General features: G+C 72.2%; 12 protein-coding genes. 3 read left to right on the top strand and 9 right to left on the bottom strand.

Translation table 11 applies throughout. From position 1 onward, the window contains the following. The first annotated feature begins 99 nt into the window (after positions 1-99). Positions 100-1380 carry an ATP-dependent Clp protease ATP-binding subunit ClpX gene (gene clpX / locus QUG98_RS00715; protein WP_289468743.1) on the top strand — a complete coding sequence of 427 codons (1281 nt, stop codon included), beginning with the start codon at positions 100-102 and terminating at the stop codon, positions 1378-1380. A gap of 217 nt (positions 1381-1597) precedes the next feature. Here clpX and QUG98_RS00710 read toward each other — a convergent pair whose 3' ends face one another. From QUG98_RS00710 to valS, 4 genes are all read right to left on the bottom strand, one after another. Continuing rightward, the gene (locus QUG98_RS00710) at positions 1598-3625 is read right to left on the bottom strand and encodes a M3 family metallopeptidase (RefSeq protein ID WP_289468742.1); all 2028 of its coding nucleotides are present in this window, start codon (positions 3623-3625) and stop codon (positions 1598-1600) included. Between the two features lie 87 nt (positions 3626-3712). Next, positions 3713-4321, bottom strand: coding sequence for a TetR/AcrR family transcriptional regulator (locus QUG98_RS00705; RefSeq protein WP_289468741.1), 609 nt, complete (start codon positions 4319-4321; stop codon positions 3713-3715). Positions 4322-4543: 222 nt separating this feature from the next. Further along, entirely contained in the window at positions 4544-4795 is a 252-nt protein-coding gene (locus tag QUG98_RS00700; protein WP_289468740.1) for a hypothetical protein, read from the bottom strand. A gap of 65 nt (positions 4796-4860) precedes the next feature. Then, complete coding sequence (valS, locus tag QUG98_RS00695; protein ID WP_289468739.1) at positions 4861-7452, bottom strand: valine--tRNA ligase; 2592 nt, start codon at positions 7450-7452, stop codon at positions 4861-4863. 225 nt (positions 7453-7677) lie between these two features. On the opposite strand from valS, the gene proP reads away from it, so the two are divergent. Then, positions 7678-9252, top strand: coding sequence for a glycine betaine/L-proline transporter ProP (gene proP, locus QUG98_RS00690; protein WP_289468738.1), 1575 nt, complete (start codon positions 7678-7680; stop codon positions 9250-9252). A 160-nt stretch (positions 9253-9412) separates the two neighbouring features. Here proP and QUG98_RS00685 read toward each other — a convergent pair whose 3' ends face one another. Genes QUG98_RS00685 through QUG98_RS00670 form a run of 4 tightly spaced genes read right to left on the bottom strand, consistent with a single transcriptional unit; the run spans position 9413 to position 14647 of the window. Continuing rightward, on the bottom strand, positions 9413-11056 hold the full coding sequence (locus QUG98_RS00685) for an ATP-binding cassette domain-containing protein (RefSeq protein ID WP_289468737.1): 1644 nt from the start codon (positions 11054-11056) through the stop codon (positions 9413-9415). Continuing rightward, positions 11053-11931, bottom strand: a complete 879-nt coding sequence (locus QUG98_RS00680; RefSeq protein ID WP_289468736.1) for an ABC transporter permease — start codon at positions 11929-11931, stop codon at positions 11053-11055. Before QUG98_RS00680 ends, QUG98_RS00685 begins: the two co-directional genes overlap by 4 nt. Then, positions 11928-13019: an ABC transporter permease gene (locus tag QUG98_RS00675; protein ID WP_289468735.1), complete on the bottom strand. Its 1092-nt coding sequence runs from the start codon at positions 13017-13019 to the stop codon at positions 11928-11930. Before QUG98_RS00675 ends, QUG98_RS00680 begins: the two co-directional genes overlap by 4 nt. After that, on the bottom strand, positions 13004-14647 hold the full coding sequence (locus QUG98_RS00670) for an ABC transporter substrate-binding protein (protein ID WP_289468734.1): 1644 nt from the start codon (positions 14645-14647) through the stop codon (positions 13004-13006). The genes QUG98_RS00675 and QUG98_RS00670 overlap by 16 nt, the downstream gene beginning before the upstream one ends. A gap of 31 nt (positions 14648-14678) precedes the next feature. Here QUG98_RS00670 and QUG98_RS00665 point away from each other — a divergent pair, with 31 nt between their 5' ends. Next, entirely contained in the window at positions 14679-15278 is a 600-nt protein-coding gene (locus QUG98_RS00665; RefSeq protein WP_289468733.1) for a TetR/AcrR family transcriptional regulator, read from the top strand. An 18-nt stretch (positions 15279-15296) separates the two neighbouring features. On the opposite strand, the gene QUG98_RS00660 is transcribed toward QUG98_RS00665, so the two are convergent. Further along, complete coding sequence (locus tag QUG98_RS00660) at positions 15297-16331, bottom strand: cation diffusion facilitator family transporter (protein WP_289468732.1); 1035 nt, start codon at positions 16329-16331, stop codon at positions 15297-15299. Positions 16332-16521: the final 190 nt, after the last annotated feature.

Below are 16521 nucleotides of genomic sequence, written 5' to 3'. Positions count from 1 at the left end.
CGCGGTGGCTGTCACCGGATGCGGTTAGAGTCGATCACATCGGGCGGGTCACCAGCCTGCATCGGCCGACCGGACCGGTCATCCAAGGAGGGCACCGACATGGCACGCATCGGGGAGAGCGCTGACCTGCTGAAGTGCTCCTTCTGCGGCAAGAGCCAGAAGCAGGTCCAGCAGCTCATTGCCGGACCGGGGGTGTACATCTGCGACGAGTGCGTCGAGCTGTGCAACGAGATCATCGAGGAGCGCCTCGCCGAAGCGGGCGAGGACACCACGAGCGGCGACTTCGAACTGCCCAAGCCCCGCGAGATCTTCGACTTCCTGCAGGAGTACGTGATCGGGCAGGACCCGGCGAAGCGTGCCCTGGCCGTGGCCGTCTACAACCACTACAAGCGCATCCGCGCGCAGGGGCAGATCACCGCTGCCGAGGACCGCGACGACGTCGAGATCGCGAAGTCGAACATCCTGCTCATCGGGCCGACCGGGTGCGGCAAGACCTACCTGGCGCAGACCCTGGCCAAGCGGCTCAACGTACCGTTCGCCGTCGCCGACGCCACCGCACTGACCGAGGCCGGCTACGTGGGCGAGGACGTCGAGAACATCCTGCTCAAGCTGATCCAGGCCGCCGACTACGACGTCAAGCGTGCCGAGACCGGCATCATCTACATCGACGAGGTCGACAAGATCGCGCGCAAGGCGGAGAACCCGTCGATCACCCGCGACGTCTCGGGCGAGGGCGTGCAGCAGGCACTGCTCAAGATCCTCGAGGGCACGACGGCCTCGGTCCCACCGCAGGGCGGTCGGAAGCACCCGCACCAGGAGTTCATCCAGATCGACACGACGAACGTGCTGTTCATCGTGGCCGGTGCGTTCGCCGGGCTCGAGGACATCGTGTCGTCGCGCGTCGGCAAGCGCGGGATCGGGTTCGGCGCTCCGCTGCACAGCCCGCTCGACCAGCAGGACCTGTTCGCCGACGTCCTGCCCGAGGACCTGCACAAGTTCGGACTCATCCCCGAGTTCATCGGGCGCCTGCCGGTCGTGACGACCGTGTCGCAGCTCGACCAGGCAGCGCTCATGCAGATCCTCACCGAGCCGAAGAACGCGCTCGTGAAGCAGTACCAGCGGATGTTCGCGATCGACGGTGTCGAGCTCGAGTTCGACCGGGGTGCGCTCGAGGCGATCGCCGACCTCGCCGTGCTGCGGCAGACCGGTGCCCGCGGGCTCCGGGCCATCCTCGAGGAGGTCCTCGGCCCGGTCATGTTCGACGTCCCCTCGGACGACGACGTCGCGCGCGTCGTGATCACCCGTGAGTCCGTGCTCGAGAACGCGGCGCCGACGATCGTCCCGCGGCCCAGCGCGAAGCGCGTGGAGAAGTCGGCGTAGCGTCCGACGCTCGCCGGCCGACGGCCCGGTCCCCGCGTGGGGGTCGGGCCGTCCTCGTGTGCGGGGAGTGGGCGGGCGTGCGGGCGTGCGGGCGGGTGATCGAACCACGAATCCGACGTCGAACCAGCCTCAGCCGCTGGTTCGATGTCGGGAACCTGGTTCGATCGCGCCGCGTCGCGCCGCGTCGCGCTGCGTGGCGCCGCGCCGCGCCGCCGCGCTACTCGAGCCCGCGGCGCCGCAGCAGCGGCCCGACCTCGGCATCGCGGCCGCGGAACGCCCGGTAGGCCTCGAGGGGGTCCTGCGCGCCGCCCACGCCGAGCACGCGCGACGCGAATCGACGGCCGGCGTCGCGGGAGAGCCCGCCGTGCTCGCGGAACCACTCGACCGTGTCGGCATCGAGCACCTCGGACCAGATGTACCCGTAGTACCCCGCGTCGTACCCGCCCGAGAACGTGTGCGCGAAGTACGTGGACGAGTACCGCGGCGGGACCGCTGCGACGTCCACACCGGCGGCTGCGAGGGCATCCCGCTCGAACGCCTCGACGTCGGTCACCGCGGCGGCCTCGGCGGCCGACAGTCGGTGCCAGGCCTGGTCGAGCAGCGCCGCTGCGAGGTACTCCGTCGTCGAGAAGCCCTCGTTGAAGCCGGCGGAGTCACTCAGCCCGAGCACGAGTTCCGGCGGCAGCGGCTCGCCGGTCTCGTGGTGCTTCGCGTAGTTCGCGAGCACCGACGGCCAGGTCACCCACATCTCGTTCACCTGCGACGGGAACTCGACGAAGTCACGCTCGACGTTCGTGCCCGAGAACCGCGGGTACGTCGTCCGCGCGATGAGCCCGTGCAGCGCGTGCCCGAACTCGTGGAAGAGCGTCTCGACCTCGTCCTGGATCAGCAGCGTGGGCGAGCCGGCGGCGGGCTTGGCCACGTTGAGGTTGTTCACGACGACGGGCAGCGTGCCGAGCAGGTGCGACTGCTCGACGACGGGGTTCATCCACGCGCCGCCGCGCTTGCCGTCCCGCGTGTACAGGTCGAGGAGGTACAGCCCGACCTCGGCGCCGTCCTCGTCGCGCACCTCGAAGACGCGGACCTCGGCGTTGTAGCCGTGCAGGTCCGGGCGCTCGGTGAAGGTCAGCCCGTACAGGGCGCCGGCGGCGTGGAACACCCCGTCGTGCAGCACACGGTCGGCCTCGAAGTAGGGGCGCAGTGCCGAGCTGTCGGCGGCGAACTGTTCGCCGCGGAGGACCTCGGTGGCGTAGGCCCAGTCCCAGGCCTCGACGTCGAAGCCGACGGTGCGGGAGCGCACGGCACGCTCGTCCTCGGCGTTCGCTGCGGCGGCGGGGACGAGCGACGAGAGCAGCCCGTCGACCGCCTCCGGTGTCCCGGCGGTCTCGTCGGCGGTGACCACCGCGGCGTGGCTCGGGAACCCGAGCAGTTCCGCCCGCTCGGCCCGCAGGCGCACGATGCGCAGGAGCACCTCGCGGTTGTCGTGCGCGTTGCCGCGGCGACCGCGCGACAGTGACGCGCGCATGATCCGCTCGCGGAGCCCGCGGTCGTGCAGTGCGGCCAGCCACGGATGGCCGGTGTAGAGCGGCAGCGTCACGAGCCAGCCGTCGAGCCCACGGTCCTGCGCAGCTGCCGCGGCGGCGGACTTCGCGCCGTCGTCGAGGCCGGCGAGCTCAGCCTCGTCGGTGACGTGCACGGCGAGGTCGTTCGTGTCCTCGAGCAGGTTCCGCTCGAAGGTCGTGGTGCGCGTCGACAGCTCCTGGTTGATCGCGGTCAGGCGCTCCTTGCCGGTGTCGTCGAGGCCGGCTCCTGCGAGGGTCATCTCGGTGTGGACGCGCTCGACGAGCCGCCGGTCCTCGTCGGTCAGGTCCGTCCGCTCACCGAGCGAGGAACGGACCGCGTCCACCCGCGCGTACAGGCGCGCATCGAGGGTGATCGCGTCACGGTGGGCGGCGAGGAGCGGCGACACCTCGGCCTCGAGGTCGTGCAGCTCCGGCGTCGAGTCGGCCGAGGACAGCGTGAAGAAGACGTGCGAGACCCGGGTCAGCAGCTGCCCGGAGCGTTCGAGCGCCACCAGGGTGTTCTCGAAGGACGGTGCGCCGGGATCGGTGGCGATGGCCTCGACCTCGGCGCGCTGCTCGGCGATGCCGGCATCGAAGGCGGGGCGGAAGTGCTCGAGCCGGACGTCGTCGAACGGCGGCAGGGCGTAGGGGAGGGTGCTCGGCTGGTCGAACGGGGTGTCCATGGCCCCACCCTACGGACCGGGCCGGACACCGAACGGGAGGCTCGTGGCGGGTACGGCCACGAGCCTCCCGTCCGCCGGGTGGTCCGGTCAGCGCTCCCGACGGGTGGCCTCGCGCATCGCCGCGTCGATGAGCGTCTCCGCCGCGCGCCGCGCGTGGCGGGCCGGCGCAACGTCTCCGGCGATCGCCGCGGTCGTCTGCGCTCCCTCTGCGAGCAGGGCGAGCTGTGCGGCGAGCTCCTCGGCCGTGTCCGTGTCCGGCACCGCTGCGCCGGCGAGGTCGGCGACGTAGCGCTGGAACGAGTCCTTGTGCTCGCGCGCGATCTCGGCCACCGCGGGTGACGTGGCACCGAGCTCACCGAACGCGTTGATGAAGCCGCACCCGCGGAAGGTGTCGTCGCCGAACCACTGCTCCAGGAAGTCGTACATCGCGAGCAACCGATCGCGAGGCGAATCGGCGGCGGCGACGGCCTGCTCGATGCCGCGCTCCCAGTACGCGTGCCGGCCGCCGAGCACCGCCGCGACGAGCTGCTCCTTGCCGGGGAACACCGCGTACAGCTTCTTCAGCGAGACGCCGGCGGTCGTCCGGATCTCGTCCATGCCCACCGACTGGAACCCGCGGGCGTAGAACAGTGCGTCCGCGGCGTCGACGATCCGCGACCGGACCTCCGGGTCCACGGTGCTGTTCGTGGTGGCCATGCGTCCCCTTGTCCGCTGTGTGTCCGCCGGCTCCGGCTTGCGGCGGGAACCAACGTTCTCTAGTCTAGGCCGCAGTCGGAGAGAACGGTCGTTCTCACCGGCTCGTGCTCGCCGGGCCCTGATCCCCCGGCGATGCGGCAGTGCCTCGGGAGGCCTGCCGCGCGCGACCGGGCCCCGGTCCACGCCGTTCCGTGGGCCGGGGCCCGGTCGCGCAGGGACTCGTCAGTCCTCTTCCGGCGCGTCGTCCGGGTTCGTCACCTGCGCTCGGCCGGCGGGGTCGAGGTGGACTGACGTGCCGTCGTCGAGCTCGACGATCGGCTTGCCCTCGAGGTACGTCAGCGTCCAGCGCCAGGTCGACGCGTCGACCGACTCGGTCGCCAGCTCCTCCTCGACGCCGCGGACGGCGACGACCACCGCGTCGGGGAGTCGCTCGGGCGGCTGCCCACCCACGTTCCAGCGTGTGCCCAACTGCATCCATGCCTCCAGTCCGTGTGCGGGCCAGCCGCGTCGGCGACGCGACCGGCCCGCAGGAACCGACGCTACGCCTGCTGCTCGGCGAGCTCGATCTCGGTCACCGCGAGTTCCTCGCCGTCCGTGAACGACAGGTTCTCGACGCGGCCGACGGCGGCCAGGTCGACCGCCGCGCGCTCGATGAGCGCGCGCTGGTCGGCCGGGGCCGCGACGACGGCCCGCGTGACCGGCGTCTTCTGTGACGCCTTGGCGGCGGTCTTCGCGCCGCGGATCCCGATCAGCGCCTGGCCGACGGCCGCGAGCAGCCCGGTCGGCTCGGCCTGCGTCGGCAGTTCCGCGACCGTCGGCCACGCCGCCGTGTGCACGCTGGTGTCGTGGGTCCAGGCCCAGACCTCCTCGGTCGCGAACGGGAGGAACGGTGCCAGCAGACGGAGCAGCGCGTCGATCGCGGCACGCAGCGCCAGGACCGCGCTCGCCTGGGTCTCGTGCGTCGCGTCCGGAGCGGTGCCGTACGCGCGCTCCTTGACGAGCTCGAGGTAGTCGTCGCAGAAGGTCCAGAAGAAGCGCTCGGTGACCTCGAGTGCACGGGCGTGGTCGAAGCCGTCGAAGGCCGCGGTCGCCTGCTCGATCACGGAGCCGAGCTCGGCCAGCACGTCGACGTCGAGGGGCTCGGTGACGCTCGTCGCGCCGCTCGGCAGCTCGAAGCCGTAGACGAACTTCGCCGCGTTGAGCACCTTGATCGCCAGACGACGGCCGACCTTGATCTGCTTCGGGTTCTGCGGGTCGAAGGCCGCGTCGGTGCCGAGCTTCGACGAGGCCGCCCAGTAGCGGACCGCGTCGGCGCCGTGCTGCTCGAGGATCGACAGCGGGGTGACGACGTTGCCCTTCGACTTCGACATCTTCTTGCGGTCGGGGTCGACGATGAAGCCCGAGATGCTCGCGTGCTTCCACGGCGCGACGTCGGCCTCGAGCTGGCTGCGCAGCGCCGTCGTGAAGAGCCACGTGCGGATGATGTCCTGCGCCTGCGGCCGGACGTCGTACGGGAACACCAGGTCGTACAGCGCCGGGTCGGTCTCCCACTTGCCGGCGAGCTGCGGCGTGAGCGACGAGGTCGCCCACGTGTCCATCACGTCGAGCTCGCCCTGGAAACCGCCGGCGACGCCGCGCTGGTCCTCCGTGTAGCCGGGGGCCGGCTCGGACGCCGGGTCGACGGGCAGCTGGGCCTCGGTCGGGACGATCGGCTGGTCGAAGACCGGGTTGCCGTCGGCGTCGAGCGGGTACCAGACCGGGATCGGCACACCGAAGAAGCGCTGGCGCGAGATGAGCCAGTCGCCGGAGAGCCCGCCGACCCAGTTGTCGTAGCGGACGCGCATGAAGTCCGGGTGGAAGGCGATCTCCTCGCCGCGCTGCCGCAGGGTCTCCTTGAGCCGCTCGTCGCGTGCACCGTTGACGATGTACCACTGGCGGGTCGAGACGATCTCGAGCGGCTTGTCGCCCTTCTCGAAGAACTTCACCGGGTGGTTGATCGTCTTCACGTCGCCGACCAGCTCGCCGGACTCGCTGAGGGCGTCCACGAGGACCTTCTTCGCCGAGAACACGGTCTTGCCGGCCATCTCGGCGTAGAGCTCCCTGCCGCGGGCCGACTCGATCCACGCGGGCTCGTCCGAGCGCACGCGCCCGTCGAAGCCGATGATCGCGCGGTTCGGCAGCTGCAGCTCGCGCCACCAGACCACGTCGGTGGTGTCGCCGAAGGTGCAGACCATGGCGATGCCGGCGCCCTTGTCCTGCTGCGCCAGGTGGTGCGCGAGCACCGGGACCTCGACGTCGAACAGGGGGGAGCGGACGGTCTTCCCGAACAGGTCCTGGAAGCGCTCGTCGTCCGGGTGGGCGACGAGGGCGACGCAGGCCGGCAGCAGCTCGGGGCGGGTGGTCTGGATCACGACGTCGTCACCGCCGTCGGTGCGGTGGAACGCCAGCCCGTGGTACGCGCCCGGCATCTCCTTGTCCTCGAGCTCGGCCTGGGCCACGGCGGTGCGGAAGGTGACGTCCCACAGCGTCGGGGCGTCGGCCTGGTACGCCTCACCGCGCTCGAGGTTGCGGAGGAACGCACGCTGCGCGCTCGCCCGCGAGGTGTCGTCGATGGTGCGGTACGACTGCGTCCAGTCCACCGACAGGCCGAGCGTGCGGAAGAGGTGCTCGAACTGCTGCTCGTCCTGCACGGTGAGGCGCTCGCACAGCTCGATGAAGTTGCGGCGCGAGATCGGCAGCTGGTCGCCGGCCTTGCTCGACTTGCCGTCGCCGCCCTCGAACGGCGGGACGAAGGCCGGGTCGTAGGGGAGCTGCGGGTCGCAGCGGACCCCGTAGTAGTTCTGCACACGGCGCTCGGTCGGCAGGCCGTTGTCGTCCCAGCCCATCGGGTAGAAGACGTGCTTGCCGCGCATGCGCTCGTACCGGGCCTTGAGATCGGTGTGCGTGTACGAGAACACGTGGCCGATGTGCAGCGAGCCGGAGGCGGTCGGCGGCGGGGTGTCGATCGAGTACACCGCGTCCTTCGTGGCGCTGTCGCGGTCGAAGCGGTACGTGCCGTCCTGCTCCCAGACCGGACCCCAGACGTCCTCGAGGCCGTCCACCGTGGGCTTGTCGGGCATGGGCTTCGTCATGGCGGGGCCTTTCGATCGATGTGTGCGGCACCGAGTCCGTGGTGAGGTGCCTGAGTGTCGCGCGTACTGTACGCGGTGGGCTCATCGTAGCGGCCCACCGCGTGGGAGCGCTCCATCTGGTAGGCTGTCGGAGTTTGTCCGGCGGACGCGGTGTTCGCAGGGACTGCACAGTCGCTCTCCGCCGGATGCCCGAAGGCAAGACACAGCACTACCGGAGGAACGAACGTGGCACCGAACGAAGCACACCAGCACGGCGATCGGCCGTTGCGCACCAAGGCCCAGGCCAAGCGCGCGCGCCGCAAGCTGACCGAGGACGACGTCACCGTCGTCGAGGAGTCGCTGCTCAAGCGTGCCGTCGCCGCGGCGGCCCTCGGCAACGCGATGGAGTGGTTCGACTTCGGCATCTTCGCCTACCTGACGGTCACCATCTCGAAGGTGTTCCTGCCGGCGGGCGACCCGACCTCGAACCTCGTCGCGACCTTCGGGTTCTTCGCGGCCGCGTTCATCGTCCGTCCGATCGGCGGCGCCGTCTTCGGTCCGATCGGCGACAAGATCGGCCGACAGAAGGTCCTCGCGCTGACGATGATCCTGATGGCCGCCGGCACGCTCATGATCGGCCTGATCCCGTCGTACGCGACGATCGGCTTCTGGGCGCCGGTGCTGCTCCTCGTCGCCCGCTTCGTGCAGGGCTTCTCGACCGGTGGTGAGTACGGCGGCGCCGCGACCTTCATCGCCGAGTACTCGCCGGACAAGCGCCGCGGGTTCATGGGCTCGTGGCTCGAGTTCGGCACGCTCGCCGGCTACGTGCTCGGTGCCTCGATCGTCACGATCCTGCAGTACGCGATGCCCGAGGACACCCTGCTCAGCTGGGGCTGGCGCATCCCGTTCATGATCGCCGGTCCGCTCGGCCTCATCGGGCTCTACCTCCGCCTGAAGCTCGAGGAGACCCCGGCGTTCCAGAAGCAGCAGGAGCAGGCCGCCGAGCGCGAGTCGCAGAAGACCCCGTTCCTCAAGCTGTTCGCCGAGAACTGGCGCTCGCTCCTCATCTGCATCGGCCTGGTCCTCGTGTTCAACGTGACCGACTACATGCTGCTGTCGTACATGCCGACCTACCTCGAGACGAACCTCGGGCAGAACGCCACGTTCGGCCTGATCCTCATCGTCATCGTGATGATCCTCATGATGGTCGTCATCACCTTCGGCGGTCGCCTGTCCGACAAGTTCGGCCGTCGACCGGTCCTCGCCGCGGGCTGCATCGGGTTCATCGTGCTGTCCTGGCCGGCGCTCAAGCTCGTCCAGACCGGCAGCGGCGCGGGCGTCTTCTTCGGCCTGCTGATCCTCGGCCTCGTGCTCGTGACGTTCACCTCGACCATGCCGTCGACCCTCCCGGCGCTGTTCCCGACGATCATCCGCTACGGCGCCCTGGCGATCGCGTTCAACGTGTCGGTCTCGCTGTTCGGTGGCACCACCCCGCTCGCGACGCAGGCGCTCATCGCCGGTGCGAAGGACGCCGGCCTGTCGTGGGCCGAGGACATCCCCGCCTTCTACCTGATGCTCGCCGCCGTGATCGGCCTCGTCGCCGTGTTCTTCACCAAGGAGACCGCTGCGACCCCGCTGATGGGCTCGGGCCCGACGGTCGCCCACGAGGACGAGGTCGCCGGCGTCATCGAGGACTACAACGACCCGACCTCGGAGCTCGCCCAGTCCGACTGGGCGAAGGACTTCTCGACGAGCGAGATCCCGATCGTCTCGGGCGACGCCCCGACGCCTGGTTCCGACAGGGAGCCCGCCGGCTCGTAGCCACCACGGCCGGCGGGGAGGCACGGTGCACGTCCGTCACGGACGCGCACCGTGCCTCTCGTCTGTTCCGCGAGAGCGACAGTGTTCCGCCGTCGTTCGGCCGAACACTGTCGCTTTCGCGGAACAACCCGGAGCCCGGAGCGGAGCGCGCAACCCGCGGTCAGGCGCCGCGGGCGAGCCGGGCGGCAGCGCCGACCAGGCGCGCGGTCGCGGGGTGCTCCGGCGCGCCGAGCACCTGCTCCGCCGGGCCCTGCTCGACCACACGGCCCCGGTCGACGACGAGCACGTCGTCGGCCATCCGCCGGACGGCGCGCAGGTCGTGCGAGACGAACACCATCGCCACGCCGGTCTCGTCGCGCAGCCGTTCGAGCAGCGTGAGCACCGCGTCCTGCACGGTCGCGTCGAGTGCCGTCACGGGCTCGTCGAGCACGACCACCTCGGGCGAGGTGGCCAGCGCCCGTGCGATCGCCAGCCGCTGCCGCTGCCCGCCGGAGAGCGTGCGGGGCGCGCGTGACCGCAGCGCGGGGTCGAGTCCGACCTGCCGGAGTGCGGCGTGGACCGCGTCGGCCAGCCCACCCTGCGCCCGACGTTCCCGGCCGTCGGTCAGGGCGTCGGCGAGCACGCGGTCGACCGTCCACCGTTCGTCGAACGTCGCGGCGGGGTCCTGCACGACGGCCGCCACCCGGTGCCGTCTGCCCCGGCGCTCGCGTTCGGGCGACGGGACCCACGGCTGCCCGTCGAGCGTGACGGTCCCGTCGTCGGGCGCCTCGAGCCCGAGCAACATGCGCGCCACCGTGGTCTTGCCGGACCCGGAGGCGCCGATCACGCCGACGACCCGGCCGGGGTGGACGGCGATCGAGACGTCGTCCACCGCGGGTGTGCCGTCGAACGACCGGGACAGCCCGACCCCGTGCAGCACCGGCTCCCGGTCTGCCGTGGTCGGCAGCGCAGCGGGAGCGACGGGCCGCACGTCGCCCGCTCGAGCCGCGCGCACGAGCGCCTGCGTGACGGGGTGCTCGGGCGCGCCGAGGACGTCGGCGACCGGTCCGTGCTCGACGACCGTGCCGGCGTCGACGACCAGCACGCGGTCGGCCCAGCCGGTCACGAGCCCGAGGTCGTGCGTGATGACGAGGAGCCCGGCACCGCGCTCCTGCACCGCCCGGAGCTGCTCCATCACGGTGACGGCCACGGCCGCGTCGAGCGCGGTGGTCGGCTCGTCCGCGACCACGAGGGCGGGCGAGGCCACGGTCGCCGCCGCGATGAGCGCCCGCTGCCGCATCCCGCCGGAGAGCGTGCCGGACCGTCGGCCGTCGGTCGCCATCGCCGGGTCGAGTCCCACGCCGGACAGGGCCGCGCGGACGGCGTCGACCCGTTCGGCTGCTCGCAGGTCGGTGTGCAGGCGCAGGGCATCGGCGACCTCGCGGCCGACCGGGCGCAACGGGTCGAGGGCGCCGAGGGCCTCCTGGCCGACGTAGCCGACGGACCGTCCGCGGAGTCGACGCCAGCGACGCTCGGGAAGGCCGCGCACGTCCGCTCCGACGAGGTCGAGCCGGTCGGCGGCGACGTCTGCCCCGGCAGCGGAGAGCCCGAGCACCGCCCGGGCGGTCACGGTCTTGCCGGAGCCGGACGCCCCGACGAGGGCGACGCACTCGCCGGCGTCGACGTGCAGGTCCACGTCGTGCACCACCGACGTGCCGTCGATCGACACCGAGAGCCCCCGGACGTCGAGCACGCGGGTCCCCGTGGCGAGCACGGGCCCGGGCGGCGTCGGGACGTCGCCGGACGCCCCGTCCGCGCGCGTCACCGTGCGGCCCCCGTCCGACGCAGGGCGCGGCCGAGCACCGTCACGGCGGTCGCCAGCACGACGATCGCGAGACCGGGGAAGGTGCTCATCCACGGCGCGGTCAGCAGGTAGGTCCGGCCGTCCGCGAGCATCGCGCCCCACTCCGGTGCGGGCGGCGGGGTCCCGACGCCCAGGTAGCTGAGCGCGGACGCCCACACGATCGCCTGACCGACCCCGAGCGTGGCGACCGCGACGACGGGCCAGAGTGCCGCGGGCAGCACGTGGCGGACCAGGATCCGACCGGGGGAGCGGCCCTGCAGCACGGCGGTCTCGACGACCTGCGACGACCGCGCGCTCCGGACCAGGCCGCGGACGATCCGGGCGTACCCGGGCGCGGTCGCGAACCCCACCGCCAGCGTCGCCGGCACCGGTCCGGGGCCGGTGACCGCGATGACGACGAGTGCGACGAGCAGCAGCGGCAGCGCGAAGGCCACCTCGGTCACCCGACCGACGACTGCGTCCACGAGCCGTCCGCCGAGCCCGGCGAGCGTGCCGAGCAGGACCCCGGTGGCCCCGCCGACGAGCGTCGCTGCCACCCCGACCAGCAGCGAGGCCCGCGTCCCTGCGACCACGCGCGCGAGCACGTCGCGCCCAGACTCGTCGGTCCCGAACGGGTGCGCCGCTCCGGGCGGCGTCAGCGCGTCGGTCGGGTGCACCGCGAGGGGGTCGCCGCCGCCGAGCAGCGCCGGCCACACCGCAGCCACGACCGCCACCGCGACGACGACCGCCGCGGCCGTGCCCGCCGGGCCGAGCGTCCCCCCACGGAACCGCTCGGACCGTCGGGTCCGTCCCTCGGGCGCACCGGCCTGGAGGACCGGGTCCAGCACCCCGCTCACCGCGCGTCCGCCCCGTGCTGCGTCCGCACGTGCGCGCGCCCCCGCTGCGCCGGTCCGGTCCGCACACGTCCGCTCCGACGTCGGTCGCGGGTGCGCGGGTCCACCGCCTGCTCGACGAGGTCCGCGACCGCGAGCACGACGACGTAGGCGGCGGCGGACACCAGCGCGATCCCGGCCACGAGCGGCATGTCCCGCTGGGTGACCGCGGTGACCAGGGCGCGGCCGATCCCGGGCAGCGCGAAGACCGACTCGACGACCACGGCGCCGGACACCAGCGACCCGAAGGCCCAGGCGGACAGGGCGATGCCGGGGAGCGCGGCGTGCCGGAGCAGGTGCCGCCCGAACAGCCCGACCCGGGACTCGCCACGACCGCGCGCCGCCAGGGCGAACGCGGAGCGCTGGGCGTCGACCACGCCGTCGCGGACCGTCTCGGCGAGGTACCCGGCGACCGGCACGGCGACCGTGAGCACGGGCAGGACCCAGCCGCCCAGGCTGCCGTCCGACACCGCCGGCACCCACCCGAGCGCACTCGCGAAGACCACGATGAGCACGCTGCCGAGCCAGAAGTGCGGCACGACGCTCGCGGTGACGGTGATCGCTCCCGTGAGCGCCGCGGCGATCCGACCCCGCTGCGTCGACCACCACGCGGCGCCGATCGCCAGGACCCAGGCGACGACGAGCCCGGCGACGGCGAGCGTCAGCGTCACCGGGACCTGCTGCGCGAGGAGCTCGGACACCGGCGTGCGGAACGCGTACGAGTCGCCGAGGTGCCCGGTCGACAGGCGGCCGAGGAACACCGCGTACTGCGCGAGCACCGGCTGGTCGAGCCCGTACTCGCGACGGACCGACTCGACGGCCTCGGCCGAGGCCTGCGACCCGGGGCCGCCGAGGATCGCCAGCGCCGGGTCCCCGGGGATCAGCCGGATCGCGACGAAGACGATCGTGGCGACCGCCCACAGCACCCCGACGCCGCCGGCGAGCCGCCGGAGTCCCCACAGGGCCCAGCCCGACCACCCGCGACGGGTGCCGATCCGTGGCGGGGGTGGAGCGGGCCTCCCGGCCGGGTCGCCCGTCAGCGCGCGACCCACGCGGTGCCGAACCACGGGGTGGAGACCGACGTGGTCTCGATGCCGTGGACCGACGAGCGGTACAGGAAGTGGTTCTGCTGGTCGTACAGCGGCAGGACGGTGCCGCTGGCCAGGATCCGCTGCTGCGCCTGCCGGTACAGGTCACGGCGCTCGTCGGCGTCGGACGTGCGCGCCGCGCGCTCGACCAACTCGTCGACCGTCGGGTCGTCCAGCTGCGCGAGGTTCGCGAAGTAGCCGGAGGGGGCGGGCTCGATGCTCGCGCTGTCGTAGAGGATGCGGAGGACGTCCGGGCCGACCTTCGTGTACGGCGCGCTCACGACGTCGTACTCGTTCGCGGCGAGCGCGGCGTACCAGCTCGACAGGTCGAGCTCCTCGAGCCGGACGTCGAACCCGACGGCCTTCTCGGAGGCCTGGACCTGCTGGAACAGGCTGCGCTCCGCGGGCACCGACTGGTTCGTCGACACCGGGAAGGTGACCGTGAGCCGCTGGCCGTCCTTCTCGCGGACCCCGTCGCTGCCGACCTTCCAGCCGGCCTCGTCGAGCAGCCGCTTCGCCGTCGACGGGGAGTACTCGAAGAGCGCGGGGTCGGAGTACCCGTCCGGCTCGATGCTCGAGAGCACCGAGTACGAGCGCTTCGCGGTGCCGAGGAACAGGCTCTGCAGCCCCGGGTCGATCTCGGCGCCGGCGATGAACGCCTTGCGGACGGCCTCGTCGCGGAAGACCCCGTGCCCGGAGTTCAGCTCGAGGCGGTTCGAGGCACCCGGCCGCGGGGCGTCGAGGTCGCGGATCGCGCCGTTCGACGACGCGCTCTTCAGCTGGTCGGGCTGGGCGTTGTCGATGACGTCGACCTGACCGGCCTGCAACGCCGCGTAGCGCGAGGTGGAGTCGGGCAGGAAGCGCCACGTGATGCCGTCGAGGCGGGGTCCCGTCGAGCCGGAGAGCGGCGTGTACGACTCGTTCTTCGCCAGCGTGATGCGGTCGCCCCGCTGCCACTCGGTGACGGTGAACGGGCCGGTACCGACGGGCGAGGCGCAGTTCGTCGCCTGCGGGCGCTGCAGGGCCTTCGGCGACTCCATGCCGACCCAGGGCTGCGAGAACGACTCGAGCAGTGCGCTGTCCGGACGGCTCAGCGTCAGCGTGACCGTGTGGTCGTCGGTCGCCGTGGCCTTCGTGATCGACTGCAGGGCGAGGTACCCCGTGCTCGACGCCGTCGTCGGGTCCTGCACGTGCTCGATGTTCGCCACCACGGCGTCCGCGTCGAACGGGGTGCCGTCGGAGAACCGCACGTCCGTGCGCAGGTCGAGCGTCAGCGTCGTGCCGTCGTCGCTCGTCGTCCACTTCGTGGCGAGCGCCGGTCTCGGTTGCCCGTTCCGGTCGAGGCCGGTGAGCATCTCGATGTACTGCGTCGACAGCAGGGCCTGCGGGTAGTTGCCGCCGACGTGCGGGTCGAGGCAGGTCGGCTCGGCGTCGCCGGAGGCGTAGGTGAGCGTGCCGCCGTTGACGGGCGTGCGCGCGTCCGTGGCGGTGCCGCCGCCGGTGCAGGCGGTCAGGGCCAGCAGGACCGCGGTGGCACCCGCGGCGGTGAGGAGGGCGCGGGCGCCTGTTTTCTGTACTCGGTCCAAGATCATGGCTGAACGAGTCTAGCGGTTTACTGAGCGGATGGACGAGACGATGCGCCGCGGAGGCCGCCCCCGTCGATCGAGCGCCGAGGTCCTCGCCGACGCCGCCGCCGAGCTGTTCCTCGAGCAGGGCTACGCGCGCACGACCGTCGACCAGATCGCCGCACGGGCCGGGGTCAGCCGGGCGACGTTCTTCAACTACTTCGGGGCGAAGTCCGACGTGCTCTGGCTGGAGCTCGACGCCGCGGTCGCCGACCTGCCGGCGTTCCTCGCCGCGTCGACGGAGTCCTCGCCGGTCCGCGCCGTCGAGGAGGCCCTGGTCGCTGCCGCTCGGGCGCACGACCCGGAGCGGGTGCCGTGGGCGATCGCGCAGGCCGAGGTGATGGACATCGGCACCGAGCTCGTCGCCAGTGTGGCGGCCCGGGTGATGGCGCAGCACGGCGCGGTCTCGGCGTTCGTGGGGTCGCGGACCGGGGAGCACCCGACGTCGCTCTGGCCGCAGACCGTGTCCGGGGCGATGCTCGGTGCGGCGGCGGCGGCGTTCGGCGTCTGGGTCGCCGACGGTGTCGCCCGGCGCTCGTTGGTCGAGTACGTCGGCGCGGCGCTGACACCCGTGGCCGCAGGCCTCGACGCGCGCTGAGCGGGGTCCGCGCTGCCGCTACTCCGTCCGGAGGGTGCCCGCACCGCCGGCCGCGACGTCCTCGACCGTGCCGTCTCGGACGGTCGCCGGCACCTCGCCGTCACCACGGGCGACGAGCGACGCGTCGCCCGGGATGCTCAGCGTGAGGACGGCCTCCTCGATGTACTGGCTCTCCTCGAGCGAGGCCTCGACCCGGCGGAGTCGCACCGCGACGTGGTCCTCGAGCTCGTTGCCGATGAGGTCGACGGCGGCCACGAGGAACACCCGCGACGGCCCGACGAACTCGAGGTGCAGGTAGGTCACGCGGTCGACCTCGTCGCGACGGAGCAGCTCGGTCAGCACGGCGTCCTCGAGCTCGGGCGACGTCGCCTCGCCGACCAGGAACCGGCGGTTGCGCTCGATGAGCACGATCGCGACGATCCCGAGCAGGAGGCCGACCGCGATGGACCCGATCGCGTCGAACACGGCGAGGCCGGTCAGCTGGTGCAGGAGCACGCCGAGGAACGCGATCACGAGCCCGATCAGCGCGGCGGCGTCCTCGGCGAAGACCGCCCGGAGTGTGGGGTTCGACGACTGCAGCACGTGCCGGAGCACCGGGACGCGGCGCTTCGTGGCGGCTCCGTGCGCCTGGCGGTAGGCCTGCAGGAAGCTCGTGCCCTCGAGCACGAACGCGATGCCGAGCACGACGTAGTTGAGCACGACGTCCTCGGCGGGACCGGTCTCGCCGAGCTCGGTGATGCCGTGCCAGATCGACACGACGGCGCCCGCGGTGAAGAGCCCGAACGCGGCGAACATCGACCAGATGTAGGTCTCGCGGCCGTAGCCCAGCGGGTGCTTCCGGTCCCGCTGCTTCGCACCGCGGCGTTCGGCGACGAGCAGGAAGATCTCGTTGCCCGTGTCGGCCCACGAGTGTGCGGCCTCCGCGGTCATCGACGCCGACCCCGAGATCAGGGACGCGACGGTCTTGGCGACGGCGACGAGCAGGTTGGCGGCGAACGCGATGACGACGGTGAGCAGGGACTCCGGACGGTCCTGCTTCTCGGACGAGGGCATCGCTCCAGCATGCTCCGACTCTTGTAGACTCGTCCCATCAGGCGTCGACCCGGCCATCACCGGCGAGCCTCCGGAAGAACGCGGCAGCCCCACCGCCGTCAGTAGACCCGGGCGGACCGGACCGCACCCTCATCCGGCGAACGAGCGGTCGGTCGCAGCGCGAGCAGCGATCGGCAAGCGAGGTGGTACC

This window comes from Curtobacterium subtropicum (genome assembly GCF_030362975.1).
Taxonomy (GTDB): Bacteria; Actinomycetota; Actinomycetes; order Actinomycetales; family Microbacteriaceae; genus Curtobacterium; species Curtobacterium subtropicum.
Note: the sequence above shows the minus strand (reverse complement) of the source record. Positions and strands in the feature narration are given on the sequence as shown.

What these genes read in the sequence shown, in the direction of transcription:
- QUG98_RS00665 (WP_289468733.1), top strand. Translation starts at nt 14,679, where the DNA reads ATGGACGAGACGATGCGCCGCGGAGGCCGCCCCCGTCGATCGAGCGCC.
- QUG98_RS00710 (WP_289468742.1), bottom strand. Translation starts at nt 3,625, where the DNA reads ATGGACACCCCGTTCGACCAGCCGAGCACCCTCCCCTACGCCCTGCCG.
- valS (WP_289468739.1), bottom strand. Translation starts at nt 7,452, where the DNA reads ATGACGAAGCCCATGCCCGACAAGCCCACGGTGGACGGCCTCGAGGAC.
- QUG98_RS00660 (WP_289468732.1), bottom strand. Translation starts at nt 16,331, where the DNA reads ATGCCCTCGTCCGAGAAGCAGGACCGTCCGGAGTCCCTGCTCACCGTC.
- clpX (WP_289468743.1), top strand. Translation starts at nt 100, where the DNA reads ATGGCACGCATCGGGGAGAGCGCTGACCTGCTGAAGTGCTCCTTCTGC.
- QUG98_RS00700 (WP_289468740.1), bottom strand. Translation starts at nt 4,795, where the DNA reads ATGCAGTTGGGCACACGCTGGAACGTGGGTGGGCAGCCGCCCGAGCGA.
- QUG98_RS00705 (WP_289468741.1), bottom strand. Translation starts at nt 4,321, where the DNA reads ATGGCCACCACGAACAGCACCGTGGACCCGGAGGTCCGGTCGCGGATC.
- QUG98_RS00670 (WP_289468734.1), bottom strand. Translation starts at nt 14,647, where the DNA reads ATGATCTTGGACCGAGTACAGAAAACAGGCGCCCGCGCCCTCCTCACC.